At 64.5% G+C, this 14,132-nt stretch carries 15 protein-coding genes and 1 riboswitch; of the genes, 5 read left to right on the forward strand and 10 right to left on the reverse strand.

Annotated features, from left to right (window positions below):
* Position 1 precedes the first annotated feature (1 nt).
* From E4P29_RS20940 to E4P29_RS20955, 4 genes are all read right to left on the reverse strand, one after another.
* A complete protein-coding gene (locus E4P29_RS20940; RefSeq protein WP_135047041.1) occupies positions 2-727 on the reverse strand; it encodes an SDR family oxidoreductase in 726 nt (241 codons plus the stop codon).
* A 39-nt stretch (positions 728-766) separates the two neighbouring features.
* Positions 767-1,720: a HAMP domain-containing protein gene (locus tag E4P29_RS20945; protein ID WP_135047042.1), complete on the reverse strand. Its 954-nt coding sequence runs from the start codon at positions 1,718-1,720 to the stop codon at positions 767-769.
* 76 nt (positions 1,721-1,796) lie between these two features.
* On the reverse strand, positions 1,797-3,701 hold the full coding sequence (locus E4P29_RS20950; protein WP_135047043.1) for an HNH endonuclease signature motif containing protein: 1,905 nt from the start codon (positions 3,699-3,701) through the stop codon (positions 1,797-1,799).
* A gap of 114 nt (positions 3,702-3,815) precedes the next feature.
* Entirely contained in the window at positions 3,816-4,139 is a 324-nt protein-coding gene (locus E4P29_RS20955; RefSeq protein ID WP_245154433.1) for a helix-turn-helix domain-containing protein, read from the reverse strand.
* A gap of 71 nt (positions 4,140-4,210) precedes the next feature.
* Here E4P29_RS20955 and E4P29_RS20960 point away from each other — a divergent pair, with 71 nt between their 5' ends.
* Positions 4,211-4,969 (forward strand): SDR family oxidoreductase, encoded by a 759-nt coding sequence (locus E4P29_RS20960; RefSeq protein WP_135047044.1) that lies wholly within the window; start codon positions 4,211-4,213, stop codon positions 4,967-4,969.
* A 26-nt stretch (positions 4,970-4,995) separates the two neighbouring features.
* Here E4P29_RS20960 and E4P29_RS20965 read toward each other — a convergent pair whose 3' ends face one another.
* From E4P29_RS20965 to E4P29_RS20980, 4 genes are all read right to left on the reverse strand, one after another.
* Positions 4,996-5,550, reverse strand: a complete 555-nt coding sequence (locus tag E4P29_RS20965; RefSeq protein WP_209205484.1) for a DUF6764 family protein — start codon at positions 5,548-5,550, stop codon at positions 4,996-4,998.
* A 490-nt stretch (positions 5,551-6,040) separates the two neighbouring features.
* The gene (locus tag E4P29_RS20970) at positions 6,041-6,508 is read right to left on the reverse strand and encodes a MerR family transcriptional regulator (RefSeq protein WP_135047045.1); all 468 of its coding nucleotides are present in this window, start codon (positions 6,506-6,508) and stop codon (positions 6,041-6,043) included.
* A gap of 28 nt (positions 6,509-6,536) precedes the next feature.
* The gene (locus tag E4P29_RS20975) at positions 6,537-7,436 is read right to left on the reverse strand and encodes an SDR family NAD(P)-dependent oxidoreductase (RefSeq protein ID WP_135047046.1); all 900 of its coding nucleotides are present in this window, start codon (positions 7,434-7,436) and stop codon (positions 6,537-6,539) included.
* A gap of 44 nt (positions 7,437-7,480) precedes the next feature.
* The gene (locus E4P29_RS20980) at positions 7,481-7,945 is read right to left on the reverse strand and encodes a tRNA (cytidine(34)-2'-O)-methyltransferase (protein ID WP_209205485.1); all 465 of its coding nucleotides are present in this window, start codon (positions 7,943-7,945) and stop codon (positions 7,481-7,483) included.
* Positions 7,946-7,978: 33 nt separating this feature from the next.
* Here E4P29_RS20980 and E4P29_RS20985 point away from each other — a divergent pair, with 33 nt between their 5' ends.
* The 3 genes from E4P29_RS20985 to E4P29_RS20995 all read left to right on the forward strand — a co-directional run bounded on the left by E4P29_RS20985 (position 7,979) and on the right by E4P29_RS20995 (position 9,829).
* Positions 7,979-8,587: a pentapeptide repeat-containing protein gene (locus E4P29_RS20985; protein ID WP_135047047.1), complete on the forward strand. Its 609-nt coding sequence runs from the start codon at positions 7,979-7,981 to the stop codon at positions 8,585-8,587.
* Positions 8,588-8,643: 56 nt separating this feature from the next.
* A complete protein-coding gene (locus E4P29_RS20990) occupies positions 8,644-9,501 on the forward strand; it encodes a bifunctional methylenetetrahydrofolate dehydrogenase/methenyltetrahydrofolate cyclohydrolase (protein WP_135047048.1) in 858 nt (285 codons plus the stop codon).
* Between the two features lie 82 nt (positions 9,502-9,583).
* Positions 9,584-9,829 carry a DUF3017 domain-containing protein gene (locus E4P29_RS20995; RefSeq protein WP_245154440.1) on the forward strand — a complete coding sequence of 82 codons (246 nt, stop codon included), beginning with the start codon at positions 9,584-9,586 and terminating at the stop codon, positions 9,827-9,829.
* Positions 9,830-9,849: 20 nt separating this feature from the next.
* On the opposite strand, the gene E4P29_RS21000 is transcribed toward E4P29_RS20995, so the two are convergent.
* The gene (locus E4P29_RS21000) at positions 9,850-10,995 is read right to left on the reverse strand and encodes a homoserine O-acetyltransferase (RefSeq protein ID WP_135047050.1); all 1,146 of its coding nucleotides are present in this window, start codon (positions 10,993-10,995) and stop codon (positions 9,850-9,852) included.
* Positions 10,992-12,341 carry a bifunctional o-acetylhomoserine/o-acetylserine sulfhydrylase gene (locus E4P29_RS21005; protein WP_135047051.1) on the reverse strand — a complete coding sequence of 450 codons (1,350 nt, stop codon included), beginning with the start codon at positions 12,339-12,341 and terminating at the stop codon, positions 10,992-10,994. Before E4P29_RS21005 ends, E4P29_RS21000 begins: the two co-directional genes overlap by 4 nt.
* 154 nt (positions 12,342-12,495) lie before the next feature.
* A riboswitch (SAM riboswitch) is annotated at positions 12,496-12,618 on the reverse strand.
* A 371-nt stretch (positions 12,619-12,989) separates the two neighbouring features.
* Here E4P29_RS21005 and E4P29_RS21010 point away from each other — a divergent pair.
* Complete coding sequence (locus tag E4P29_RS21010) at positions 12,990-14,129, forward strand: MFS transporter (protein WP_032367243.1); 1,140 nt, start codon at positions 12,990-12,992, stop codon at positions 14,127-14,129.
* Positions 14,130-14,132: the final 3 nt, after the last annotated feature.

Here is a 14,132-nt window from a genome sequence, read left to right on the forward strand (position 1 = left end):
GTCACATTCCGCCCGCGACTCTGACGACCGTTCCGGTGGCGTATCGCGCGTCCTCGGACAACAGCCACGACACCGCGCCGGCGATCTCGTCGGGTACTCCGGGGCGGCCGAGGGGGATGATCGACGCCATTTTCCGTGGTCGCTCACGGTCTTTGTGAAACTCGGTCTCGATGACTCCCGGCGCGACGGCGTTGACAAGAATGTTCAGCGTGGCAAGCTCTTTCGACAGACCGACCGTCAGGGTGTCGACGGCTGCCTTGGCCGCGGCGTAGTGCACGTACATACCGGGACTTCCGATGGTGGCCGCCGCGGAAGAGATGTTGACGATGGCACCGCCGTGGTCGGCCATCGCTTGTATGGCGTACTTGCAGCAGATCAGGACGCCGAGCAGGTTGACGTCCAAGTCTGCCCTGATCGATTCGATGTCGTTGTTCGCCAGGGTCCCCACTGCGCGCGCGGATCCGGCGTTGTTCACCAATCCGGTGACAGCGCCGATCTCGGCAGCAGCAGCGAACAGATCGATCACCGACCGCTCATCGGTGGTGTCGGCACGTATCGCGACGACCGTTCGGTCGGCGCTCGATAGATCGTTCACCACTGCTTCGGCGGTCGCAGAATCCGAGCGGTAGGCGATCACGACGTCGTGCCCATCGGCCACGAGACGCCGAGATACTGCAGCTCCGATTCCGCGGCTGCCGCCGGTCACGATCGTCAAAGGGGCATTCATCGTTCGACAATAGAGGGGCTCGGCGGCGACAGCTAACCGTCACTGCTGGGTCGGTGCGGGCTCCCTGGCATGGTCGACCAAGTCGTGCACCAGTCCGATGATGACGTCCATCTGTTCGATGACCTCCACGCGCAGGCGGTCCTGTTGCTCGTCGGGCATGACCGGGGCATTCGGGCCGTCGAGGGACATCAACAGATCGATGTTGGTGCGCAGAGCGGTCAACGGTTCCATCAGTTCGGCACCTGCGTCGACTATCAACTGCCCCTGTCGTGCGCGCGATCGGGAGAGCGCAGCCAGCATCTCGTTGAAACTGTTGGCTAGTGACGCCAGTTCGTCGTCTCCGTTGACGTCGATGGGCTCGAAGTCACCCGTCCTGGCCACTCGTTCGGTGCCGGCGCGCAACCGTCTGACCGGACGGAGTCCGGTGCGAGCGACGGCTGCGCCCGCCACACCAGCGAGCGCGACGAGAAACGCCCCGACGAGGATCAGGGCAAGCGTGAGTTTGCCGAGCAGTGGTGAAGTACCGCTGAGTGCTTCGGCGACCATGATGGTCTCACCGGAATCGGTGCGTTCGGCGGAAACGTAGTAGCCACGAATCTCCCGAAGTGACCGATCGGTGCGGCCTTCGGTGACGGCCTTTTCCGGGTCGTCGAGCCCACCATCGGAGTTGGTGAAGGGGTAGGTGCCGTTGGACGAGGACACCAAGGTGCCGTCGGTGGTCATCAACGCCACTTTGACTGCGGTTCCTTCGGTGTCCTCGATCCCGAACCCGAAGAGATCGGCCGGCACTCCTGACGCTGCGCTGGCGATCAGCGCATCACTGTTCCGGCCGACACGGTCGATGATCTGTGAGCGAAGCGCCTGTTCTGCGACGAGGTAGATCGCCAGAGCGCTGACAGCAACGGCGAGCGCGGCCAGGCTCATCGTCAACACTCGAATCCGTCCGTGCAACGACAGCGCCCTCGGGCGGGTGTGCGCACGTGAATACCTCATGGATCGAGTATGCCGGTCGGCAGCGACCAGAATTCGGGAGGCTGCCACGAGTAGGCACTGCAGAGCGCACCGATACTCAGAAGGGCGGCTCCTCGTCTTCTTCGTTGGTCGGTTCTGGCTCGGGGGTCGGGTTGTCGGGTGGGTCGAGGTAGGCGATGATGCCGGATCGTCTGGGCTTGGTGGGGATGTTCGGGCGGAGGTCATTGCCGATGATGGGTACGGCTGTTCCGTTGGCAGGCAGAGTGATCCGCGTGGTCTTCGATGTCGAGGTCCACAGGATCGCGCCGCCGGGGAGCATGACTGCTTTCCAGTAGCCTGCGGTTTTGACGCTGTGGTGGTATTCGCAGAGGCATTGGAGGTTGTTGACGGTGGTCCAGCCGCCGCCGAGGGGGTTGTCGTGGTCGAACGGGATCACGTGGTCGAGTTGGCAGCGTGCCGCGGGGCGGTGGCAGCCGGGGAAGCGGCAGTGGCGGTCGCGGAGTCGGACGGCGGCGGTGGTGAGGGCGTCGGGTCTGTAGATCAGGGCTCGGTCGGTGAGTGGGTCGCGTCGAACGGATGTTCCGAGGGTGGGGTCGGCGGCGATGGCAGCTTCGAGTGCCGCGGCGAGGGATGCATTGCCGAGGTAGATGCTTGTCGGTGTGTGCATGATGCGGCGGTTCGACCGGATCATCGAGGGTAGGTCGAGGGCAGAGCTGTGCCGTGTGCCCCTGCCGACGGGGGTGTGGGTACAGAACAGGGCTGCAGCGGAGGCCAGGGCATTCCGCCGTCGTTGCCGGGTGTCGTCATAGGCGGTCGGCTCGGGTGGGGTGTCGGTGGTGGTCGAATGAGGTTGTGATGCAGATGAATCCGGGCCCGTGCCGCGACGCGGTCCTGGGTGCGGTGGTGGTGGTGCGGCGTCCGCGACTGCGCTACTCGTGCCCGTATCCGTTTGCGCTGCAGGCGTATTCGTTTCCGCTGTATTCGATTCTGCCGAGTCCGGAGGTGCCGGCTCGGGTTCTGTCGTGCTCGGCTGGGCTGCGGTGTCAGCAGGGGCTGCGGTGTCGGCGGGAGTTCGTTCCCATTCCCCGGTTTCCGGGTTCTGCACGGCCAGTCCGAGTGTCTCGGCGAGGGTGACTGCTTCGGTGAGCAGGATCTGCCACTGACTGTTGCGGGCCAACTCCCGTGCCAGATCGGGGTCGATGGAACCGTGCCCGGCCAGGTACGCCGGGTTCGCCAACAGTCCGATGAGGGTGGCGATGTCGACGGTGATCATCGTCAACGGCACCCGACGATCCGGCAGAGCCGCATCCTTTTTCGGGCAGCCCGCGCCTTGGCACAGGCATGTCAGCCTGGGTTCACCGTGCATTCGCGCCATGAACGCATCACACAGTCGTTCCTGTTTGCCGCGGGGGTCTTTCGAGCAGAGCGTATCGGCCATCTCTTCGAGCAGCTGCCATGCGGCGGCGGCTTCGGGCGCGGTCAATTCTGCTCGGATCCGGGTCAATTCCCCAGCCGGGGCGTAGGAGACATTGCGGAACTTCTTCGCGAATTCGCGTAGTGCTGCTGCTTCCTCGGGCGCGACGCGCAGCAGAATGTCCCAGATCTCCTGCTCGAGCGGGCCCGGTGACGACCGTCGGGCTGCTTCGACGATGTCGCCCTCCACGGACTTGACGATGTCGTCGGAGAGGTTGTCGAGGATCCGGCACACCGTACGTACGCGGGGGAGGTCGATGTCGCCGGCCTCGAATGCGGTTTTCACCAGCGGCAGTCGAGTGTGCAGTGCCACGCCGACGGACACGTACGCTTCGGCGAGGGTGGCGGAGCAGCTCAACGCCAGTGCCATCTCGGTGCGTCCGTATCGGCTGTACTGCCGATGCTTCGCATCCTGAGCGATACAAGTGAGGTGGAAGTCGTAGCAGGCAGCGATCTTTCGGGCCGCATGCCGGTTCTCTTCCCGCGCGGCAGCGGTCAACGCATCCAACGACACCACTGGTGCAGCCATTTTTTTTCACCCCCCGGTGACCCACAGTTCAGAACGCGTGTTCGAACTGGATGAAGACTATCTCGACCCACCGACAAGAATCTAAAGGTGCCCGTCGGCACGTGCTGAGGCTGCTCAGGTGCGGCGAACGGTGGGGTCGCTGTCCTCGTTCCATCGCTGTGCCCACTGCCACAGCGGTTCGAGGGCGGGTCCGAGTTCGTCACCGATCTCGGTGAGACGGTAGGAGCCATCGGAGTCCTTCGTCAGCACCCGCGCGTCGACCAGAGTGCGCAGCCGGGTTGCGAGCACGCTCGAGGAAATGTCGTCGGTGCGTCGCCTCAGTTCGAGGAAGCCGAGCGGTCCGCTGCGTAGCTCGAACAGGATGCGCATGTTCCAGCGCTGCCCCAGTAGGTCGAGCGCGGCCATCATGGCGCGGCGCGATGCATTTGCCCTTTCCATCGCGACTCATCATAGTGGTTCGAAAATCAAAGCAGTTCGAAATTCGAAGCAGTACGAGGAATCGAGGACGAATGGTCGGACGTGCAGATGGAAAGACGGTGCTGATCACCGGCGCATCTCGTGGAATCGGAGCAGAAACCGCGTTGCAGCTGGGTGCACTCGGTGCTGCGGTCGCGGTGAACTACCGCGAGAAGAAACGTCGAGCCGAGGCTGTGGTGCGCGCGATCGAGGAGGGCGGCGGCAGGGCTCTCGCTGTCGGTGCCGACGTCACCGACGCTGACGCGATCGACGCCATGCTGAACGTAATCGTTGCCGAGTTCGGCGCAATCGACGTTCTGGTTCTCAATGCCTCGGGCGGCCTGGAGTTCGGTGCAGAACCCGATTACGCGATGAGTATCAATCGCGACGCGCAAGTGGCGCTGGCTTGGGCGAGTATCGACCGGATGAAGCCGGGCTCGCGGATCGTCTTCCTCACCAGTCATCAGGCGCATTTTCACGGTACGAAACCGGTCCCCATCGAATACGAACCTGTTGCTGCAAGCAAGCGAGCGGGGGAGGATGCCCTACGTGGGATGATTCCCGAGTTGGATTCTCGAGGAATCGAATTGGTCGTGGTGTCCGGGGACATGATCGAAGGCACGATCGTGGTCACTTTGCTCGAACGCCGTAACCCGGACGCAGTTGCGGCGCGAACCGCACAGGGCGCGCTCCCGACCGTCGCCGAGTTCGCGTCGGCTGTGACGGCAGCTGCCATCGGGCCCATCGAGAAGTCCGGCCGGACCGTCTACGTCGGTGGAGCCGACTACCTCGACGGGTCCGTGTCGGGGTAGTCGGCTCCGATCGATCGAATGAAGAATCAGCTACCGAGAACGCAGAACTGACCGCTCGTGAGGTTCAGTGCCAACGACAGCGGCCCGACGCAGTCGACGCCGCGTGCCTCGGATGTGGCACCGGATCCCCAACCTGCGACGGCGAGAGTCGTCTGGCCGGCATCTGCCCACGAGTGCGCGATTCCGCCGCCGAGTGCGAGCGCGTATGCCGTGCCCGCGTTCTTGCTTGCTCCGAGCGCGACACCGTAACCGTTGGCGTAGGTGTTGGTTGCGCCCGGCCCGTCGTTGACGCTGACGGCAGTACCGCTGTCAGCGGCACCGGCGGTGGCGCTTCCGGGTCCGTTCGAGGTGGCTCCGCAGCTCGCTGTGTCGCTCACCTGGATGTCGTTGGCCGAGGGCGGAGACACACACGTGACCGGTGCTGCCGACGCGGTGGCGGTGCCGGCGAGGGCAGCCACCGTCAGGCCCGATCCGATGGTGAAAATAGCTGCAGTGCGGGCGATTCGACTACCGAACCGACTGGACGTTCGCGCTGAGGAGGAGTTGGAAGAAACCGTACGGGGCAGGGAAACAGAGAACAACAGAAAGCTCCTTCACGAGCGAAACGGGTCGGTGCGGCACACGGTACCCCGCTCCAGGGGTCCATGGCAGCAAGCCGGCGCACATTGTGTAACGGTGCCGATGGCATCGGTAGATGAATCGTCGTAGAAGTCCGGTTTCTCGGACCCCTGTGGCATCGGTCGACCCGATTCGTTCCACTCTTGTACTGCCCGCATTCTACGTGCGCAGTTCTGTCGATTCCGTTCCGTCAGTTAATGATTGGGTCTTGTCCGTCGGCAAGGTGCCGGTCTCCGAAGCGGGTGGCGATGCTCCGAGTCGGCATGCCCGGGCGGCCGTCGAACGAAAGGAAATCGTTATCGGAAGGCCGGCGAGCCGTCGGACGCGGCTCGATGGTTGGGTCTCACAGCACAAGCGCCGATTCGACCAGATCGATTTGTCGACGCTCACAATAGATTTGACGGAAGAGGACGCGGACATCCCGACCGGGCCGAACGGTCTTTTTCATACGAGTCACGGACCCGTGGCACCGCCGTACGTTGCGATCTTGTACTCGGTTGCCACGAGAGACAGTTGCAGTTCTCGGATGTGCTTGCGAACAGCGTCGCGATGCGCGACGAGCATCTCGAGACGTTCCGGGACAGTCCGGTCGCCGCCGTCGACCAGCTCGACGTATCGCCTGAGGTCGCGCATCGGCATACCCGAGAGCCGCATCCTCGTCAGGAACACCAGTCGACGGATGGCCGCGGAATCGTATTGTCTGTGCTCGAGTCCATCGCGATCGACGTCGATGAGGCCGCATCGCTCGTAGTACCGCAGCGTGTGTGCGGAGATGCCGAGTAGTTCGGCCACCTCGGAGATACCGAGCGGTTCGGGCAGTTCCGACGGCTCTATCAGGTCTCGCAGCAGCTCCACCGTCAACGGCGCAGCCGAGTCCACGGCAGCCGACAGCGCCCTGTTCATCAATTCGTTCATCGACATGAGAGGGAAGATAGTCCGACCTGGGCGGTCATACCGGGCGGACGGATTCGGGCACACCGGGGAAATCCGCGCTTGCGGACAATTCGGCATGGGCGTTCAAGGAGTCGAGCTCCCGACGGTACGACTCGCGTAGCCGTCGAACCGCTTCTCGACCCAGTGGGATGCGCAGGGGAGCGGACTCGGCGTCGACCAGTCGGCGAATGATGTGCGCGGCGCGGACCGGATCGCCTTCTTGCCGTCCGTCGACGTCGAGCATGTCGACTCTGAGCGCGCCCAGCAGCGCGGTGTAGGCATCGATGGGGTCGGCGATCTCGAGTACATCGGCATTGTTGAACCCGGTCCTGAACCGACTCGGTTCGACGACGAGAACTCGAATGCCGAACGGAGCTACCTCGCCGGCGAGGGCTTCCGACCAGCCTTCGAGCGCAAACTTGCCTGCAGAGTACGAGCCGGCACCCGGGAACGAGACTCGGCCTCCCTGGCTGCTGACCTGCACGATGGTTCCCGCGCTGCGTTCTCGCATGTGAGGCAGGACTGAGCGGGTCAGAGCAGCAGGCCCGACCACGTGTTGTTCGAGCATGTCACGCAGTCGCGTGTCGTCTATCTCCTCCGCAGCGCCGATCTGCCCGACTCCTCCGTTGTTCACCAGTACGTCGACGCGTCCGAAACGGGCAATCGCGGCCTCGACGACGGTCGGCGCGGATTCGGTGTTTCTGACGTCGAAGGCGATGGTCAGTAGGGAACCCGGGTGCTCGGCAACCAAGTCGTCGAGACGTTCGGGTCGCCGCATCGCTGCGACGACGGTGTCGCCTGCCTTCGCTGCGACGACGGTGTCGCCTGCCTTCACGGCGGCGACGGTGAGCGCCCGGCCCAGTCCGGAGGATGCTCCGGTGATGAGCCAATGCCGTTGTTCGAGCGGTTGTGTCATGAACGGAAAAGCTATGGCTTCGAGCGCAATCGAACGCAAACCGCTCAGACGCTGCCCTGATAGCCGTGTTGGCGCCAGGCCTCGTACATCGTCACTGCTGCGGCGTTCGCCAGGTTGAGTGATCGTCGTCCGGGGATCATCGGGATGCGCAGCTGATCGGTCACATGTGGGTCGGTCAAGACGTCGTCGGGGAGTCCTGTGGGTTCGGGTCCGAACAGTAGGACGTCACCGGGTTGGTAGGCGACGTCGGCGTACGAGCGTGTTGCGTGCGCGGTGAAGGCGAAGACCCGTTTCGGGGCCAGCGCGGACCACGCCGACGGCAGGTCCTGGTGCACGGTGACCGATGCGAGGTCGTGGTAGTCCAGGCCCGCGCGTTTGAGCTTGGGTTCGGACATGTCGAACCCGAGGGGGCCTACGAGATGCAGTTCGCATCCGGTGCCGGCGACGAGACGAATTGCATTGCCGGTGTTCTGCGGAATCCGGGGCTCGAAGAACATAAGTCGAAACACCCGGTTCACTCTGCCACCACGAGCCCGGGAAGTATGGGGCAGGTGGACGACGAGCAGACCATCGGTGAAGATTTTTCGGATTCTCGACTCGACGGGCGGGAGTGGTCTGGCAGACAGTTCGTCCGGTGCACCTTCCGTGACGCGGATATGAGCAATGTGCGAACCGACTCGGTCGTCTTCACCGAATGCGACTTCACCGGTACCGACCTCACGGATTCGGTGCACACCAACTCGGCCTTTCGTTCGTGTACGTTCACTCGAACGAACCTGCAGCACAGCGTCTTCCGTCACTGCACGTTGATGGGTTCGGTATTCGTGGACACCCGCATGCGTCCCGCCACCTACGACGAGGTCGATTTCACGTTGGCCTCGTTGGGTAATGCCGACCTGCGCGGCGTCGATCTGACCGGATGTCGGATGCGGGAAGCGAACCTGACCGCGACCGATCTTCGCAAGGCAGTGCTGCGGTCCGTCGACCTCGCGGGAGCACGAACCGTCGGTGCCAAAATGGAGGAGTCGGACCTGCGCGGAGCCGTCGTGGACGCGTCCCTGTGGGTCGGGGCAGGGGTGCGCGGGGCAAAGATCGAACTGATGCAAGCGGTGGCCTTCGCGGCTGCGCAGGGTCTGATCGTCGAGAGCTGACCGCGGTGATCGGCCCGGCGCGCCGACGGGCGGGCGGAACCTGAAACAATGGCCCGGTGACTGCAACGATCCTCGATGGCAAAGCGACTCGTGACGAGATTTTCGTCGACCTCACCGCCCGTGTGGCACGTCTGCGTGAGCAGGGCATCACTCCCGGTTTGGCCACGGTGCTCGTCGGAGATGATCCTGGTTCGGCCGCGTACGTGCGGGGCAAGCACAACGACTGCGCGAAGGTGGGCATCACTTCCATTCGACGCGATCTTCCCGCCGATATCACCCAGTCCGATCTCGAAGCGGTCATCGACGAGCTCAACGCCAACCCCGAGTGCACCGGGTACATCGTGCAGCTTCCGTTGCCCAAGCATCTGGACGAGAACGCCGCGCTCGAGCGCATCGATCCCGACAAGGATGCCGACGGTCTGCACCCGATCAACCTCGGACGCTTGGTGCTGGGCAAGGACGCCGCATTGCCGTGCACCCCGCGGGGCATCGTCCACCTGCTGCGGCGCTACGACGTCGCACTCGACGGGGCGCGCGCTGTGGTCATCGGCCGCGGTGTGACGGTGGGGCGGCCGATCGGACTGCTGCTGACCCGCCGTTCGGAGAACGCGACGGTCACGTTGTGCCACACCGGAACTCGTGACCTAGGCGCAGAGGTCTCCCGCGCCGACATCGTCATCGCGGCCGCCGGGGTTCCCGGTTTGATCACCGCAGACATGGTCAAGCCCGGGGCGGCTGTGCTCGACGTCGGGGTCACCCGCACCGAGGACGGATTGCGCGGAGACGTCGCGGACGACGTCGCCGAGGTGGCCGGTTTCCTGTCGCCCAACCCCGGTGGAGTCGGGCCGTTGACGCGAGCGTTTCTGCTGTCCAATGTCGTGGAGCGAGCCGAACGCACTGCGGCCCAGAGTTGAGCGAGCCGAGGTGAACGACGCACAGGATGCGCGAGGCGATCACGTGCCGGGCTTCCGAGCGGCGCTCGCTCGGAATCTACCGATGGTCGTGGTGTCGATCATCGTCCTCGCCGCGCTGGTCCTGGTTCTCGCCGACCGCTGGCGGCGCGGCTCGTTCATCTTCGGGTGTGCAGCGGTGGTGGCAGCGTTGCTGCGACTGTGCCTGCCCGAGTCACGCGTCGGCAGCCTGAGGGTGCGCAGCAGGGGCTTCGACGTGTTGGCGCTGGGAGGCGTCGGCGGTGCCATCGTCTTTCTGTCGCTGTCGATCGATCCCTTGGGGACGGACTGACGTAGACCGATCGACTCGGGTCAACGCCGTCCGAGGCGGGCGAGCTCCATCGTCTCGGCGAGCAGCTTCGCCACCGAATCGGCTTCGGTGAGAAACCCGTCGTGGCCGTCTCGCGACTGGATCACGTCGAGCCCCCGGCACTGGGGGAGCTCACGCGCAATTTCCTTCTGCAGTCGGAGCGGGTAGAGGCGATCGGAATCGACGCCGCCGACGATGGTCGGAACCGGCACGGACGCAAGGGCTTCGGCGACGCCGCCGCGTCCTCGGCCCACGTCGTGTCGGTTCATCGCTTCGCTCAGAAGGACGTACGTTGCCGCGTCGAATCGATTGACCAGTTTGGCGGCCTGATGCTCGAGGTAGCTCTGCGCGGAGTACCTGCCGCCGGCCCACGGATCCTCGTCGTTCTGCGGAGAGTTTCCGAACCGAATGTCGAGTTCGCTCTCGGTTCGGTATGTCAGATGCGCGATGCGTCGAGCGATCCCGAGTCCGGCGGTCGGGGCGGTGCCGGTGTCGTGGTAGTTGCCGCCGAGCCAACCCGGATCGGCCTTGATCGCAGCGATCTGGGTGGTTTGCGTTCCGATCTGGTCCGCTGTCGCGCGGGCACCGACGGCGAGCACCAGCGCGGCACCCACCCGATCCGGATGTCCCACAATCCATTCGAGGGTGCGCATGCCACCCATCGACCCGCCCACGACGGCGGCGAACCGATCGATACCCAGAACGTCGGCCACCGCGACCTCCGCCGCCACCTGATCGCGAATCGAAATTTCCGGGAAGCGAGAACCGTACGGGGTGCCGTCGGGGGAGATGCTGCTCGGCCCGGTGGTACCTCCGCAGCCGCCGAGCACGTTGGTCGCGACGACACACCATTCGTCGGTGTCGATGGGGCTGCCCGGTCCGACCATCCCGTTCCACCAACCGGGCAGTACGTGGTCGGCATCCGGCGGTCCCGAAACGTGGGAATCACCGGTCAACGCATGTTCGACGAGCACGACGTTGCTGCGATCGGCCGCCATCTCGCCCCAACGCTGCACCGCCACGGTCACGTGCGGAATGTGAGAACCGTTCTCGAGATCGAGACCACCGATGTCGATGGTTCCCAACCGCCCGTCCGGAGACGGAAGAACCGCCTCCGGACGAACGCCTGTGCTGAAGCTGTGACTCAAGACGCCGCCGCGCGGAAGCCGACCTCGAGATCGGCGATGATGTCGTCGATTCCCTCGATACCGACGGCCAGACGCACCAGGCCGGGAGTGACGCCGGAGGCCAACTGCTCTTCCGGGGTCAACTGCGAATGCGTGGTGGATGCGGGATGGATGACGAGAGAACGCACGTCTCCGATGTTAGCCACATGACTGTGCAGAGTGAGAGCGTTGACGAACTTCTTGCCCGCGTCCACTCCTCCTTGCAGCTCGAACGCGATGATCGCGCCCTGCCCCTTCGGTAGCAGCTGCTGCCCACGCTCGTACCACGGCGAGGATTCGAGTCCGGCGTAGTTGATCGAGACGACATCGTCGCGACCGGCCAGGTAGGCGGCCACTTTCTGTGCGTTCGCCACGTGCCGCTCGATTCGGAGACTCAACGTCTCGAGACCCTGGCTGATGAGGAATGCGTTGAAGGGTGACACTGCAGCCCCGATGTCGCGCAACAACTGCACCCGCGCCTTCAGGGCGAAGGCCGGAGCGCCGAGGTCGGCGAAGACGACGCCGTGGTAACTCGGATCCGGGGTGGTGAAGTTGGGGTGACGGCCCTGCGTCCAGTCGAACGTTCCGCCGTCGACGATGACGCCCGCGATCGCCGTGCCGTGACCGCCGAGGTACTTCGTCGCCGAGTGCACGACGATGTCGGCACCGTGTTTCAGCGGTTGCAGCAGGTACGGCGTCGCGACCGTGTTGTCGACGATCAGCGGAATACCGTTCTCGTGGGCGATTGCCGAAATGCCGGGGATATCGAGAACGTCGTTCTTCGGGTTGGAAATCGTCTCACCGTAGAACGCTTTGGTCGACGGTGTGATGGCCGCACGCCACTGCTCGAGATCGTCAGGATCGTCGACGAACGAGACGGTGATCCCCAGCTTGGGAAGCGTGTAGTGGAAAAGGTTGTAGGTGCCGCCGTAGAGCCGCGGGCTCGAGACGATGTGATCGCCCGCCTCTGCGAGATTGAGAATGGCGAACGTTTCTGCGGCCTGTCCCGACGCGAGCAGTAGCGCCGCGACGCCCCCTTCGAGTGCGGCGATGCGCTGCTCGACGACGTCCTGCGTGGGGTTGATGATGCGGGTGTAGATGTTGCCGGGTTCGGCCAGGCCGAACAGTGCGGCCGCGTGGTCGGTGTTGTCGAAGGTGTACGAGGTGGTCTGGTAGATCGGCAGCGCACGCGCGTTGGTGGCGCCGTCCGGGGTCTGACCCGAGTGGATCTGCTTGGTCTCGAAGCTCCAGTCGGCCGAGGGATCGGTGAACGGATCCTCGGTCGGTGTTCCGGTGGAGTCGACGACGTCGGGGGTCGAATCGGTCATGGCTGGTGATACTCCGTTTTCTCAGACGTGTTTTTTGTCGAATGAAGCTCGAGAACTCGAGCGTTACGGGGCGTATCGGTACAGCAACACATGAGAACCTCCTGACATGCCTCGGCCCGTCAGGACCGAAGATCAGTGGGTCCGCTTCGGAGCGGACCCGCGCTTGTCGATACGACACGGATGTGTCGCATCGGCCTGGTCGTTCACCCGGGGCACCCCACCGCGGTTGGAGGGTTGCCGGCCAGCAAGCCGGGGCTCGATGCTGGCACTCATGACCTGGCAGGAATCTTAGCGGGTACGGGTGTCCCGGGGGAACGAGGGCGCTCGCGACCCTCAAGCAGATGCTCTGGTGAGGACAATCACCGCCCGACGACTCGAAAACGAGCCGCCTCGGGGAAGACAATGGAGTCGACGAGCGTTATGCCGTCCGGTCGGGCTGTGCTGAATCGATCAACCAGGTCGTCGATTTACCGCGTCGTCGATCCACCAGCCCCTGGCCCGCTCTGTAATCCGATTGCTTACGAAGGTTGTTCTGCTGTGACTGTCACCGATTCCGCTCTCGCCAGAAACGTCAGCGCCGTGCGCGGCAAGGTGTCGAGTGGCTTGAGTGTCGGCCATCGACCGCACTCGACCCGCCGCAGGCTCGCCATGCTGGCCCTGTCCATCGGCGGCTTCGGCATCGGCACCACCGAATTCGCGTCGATGGGCCTGCTTCCGGACATCGCGACGACGATGGGAATCTCGGAGCCGTCGGCCGGTCACATGATCTCTGCCTACGCACTCGGCGTCGTCGTCGGTGCGCCGACAATCGCTGCTCTTGCGGCGCGTGTTCCTCGGCGCATGTTGTTGCTGGCGCTGATGGTGGCGTTCACGCTCGGCAATCTCGGGACGGTCTTCGCGCCGAGCTTCAACGAGTTGGTGGCCTCCCGGTTCGTGGCCGGTCTGCCGCACGGCGCGTATTTCGGCGTTGCCGCACTGGTGGCAGCGCACCTCGCTGAGCCGGGCAAACGAGCCAAAGCCGTCGCGATGGTGATGATGGGTCTATCGGTGGCGAACGTCGTCGGTGTACCGGTGGCGACCTGGATCGGCCAGGCCCTCGGGTGGCGAAGCGCATTCGCGCTCGTCGCCGTGATCGGGTTGCTCACCGTCAGTGCGCTGGTCCTGTGGATGCCGCGACTCGACGCCATGCCGACCACCAGCCCGATCACCGAGCTCGGTGCCCTCCGCCGTGGCCAGGTCTGGATGACCCTGTTCGTCGGCATCGTCGGATTCGGCGGCATGTTCGCGGTGTACACGTACATCGCGTCGACACTGACCGACGTCGCAGGCCTTGCCCGTGCACTGGTTCCGGTGGCATTGATGATCTACGGCCTCGGCATGGTTGCCGGCAACTACGCGGGCGGTTGGTTGGCCGACAAGTACAAGCTCAAGGGCACCTTCATCGGGCTGGCCGCGACCGCAGTGTCCCTGGCCGTCTTCGTCGTCGCGGCTCACAACCCGGTGACCGCGCTGCTTCTGGTGTTCTTGATCGGTGCGTCCGGCTCGTCCGTCGTCCCCGGACTTCAGACCCGTCTGATGGACGTGGCGGAGGACGCGCAGACTCTCGCCGCGTCACTCAACCACGCGGCGTTCAACCTGGCCAATGCCATCGGAGCCGCGGTGGGCGGTGCGGTGATCGCCGCAGGTCTCGGCTACACGGCACCGGCCGCCGTCGGCTCGGGACTCGCTGTTGCCGGCCTGGGCGTTCTGTCCGTCGCCATGTGGATGGAGAAGCGCTCGGCGGCATGAGGG

The organism is Rhodococcus sp. 1R11, assembly GCF_004563845.1.
Taxonomy (GTDB): Bacteria; Actinomycetota; Actinomycetes; order Mycobacteriales; family Mycobacteriaceae; genus Rhodococcoides.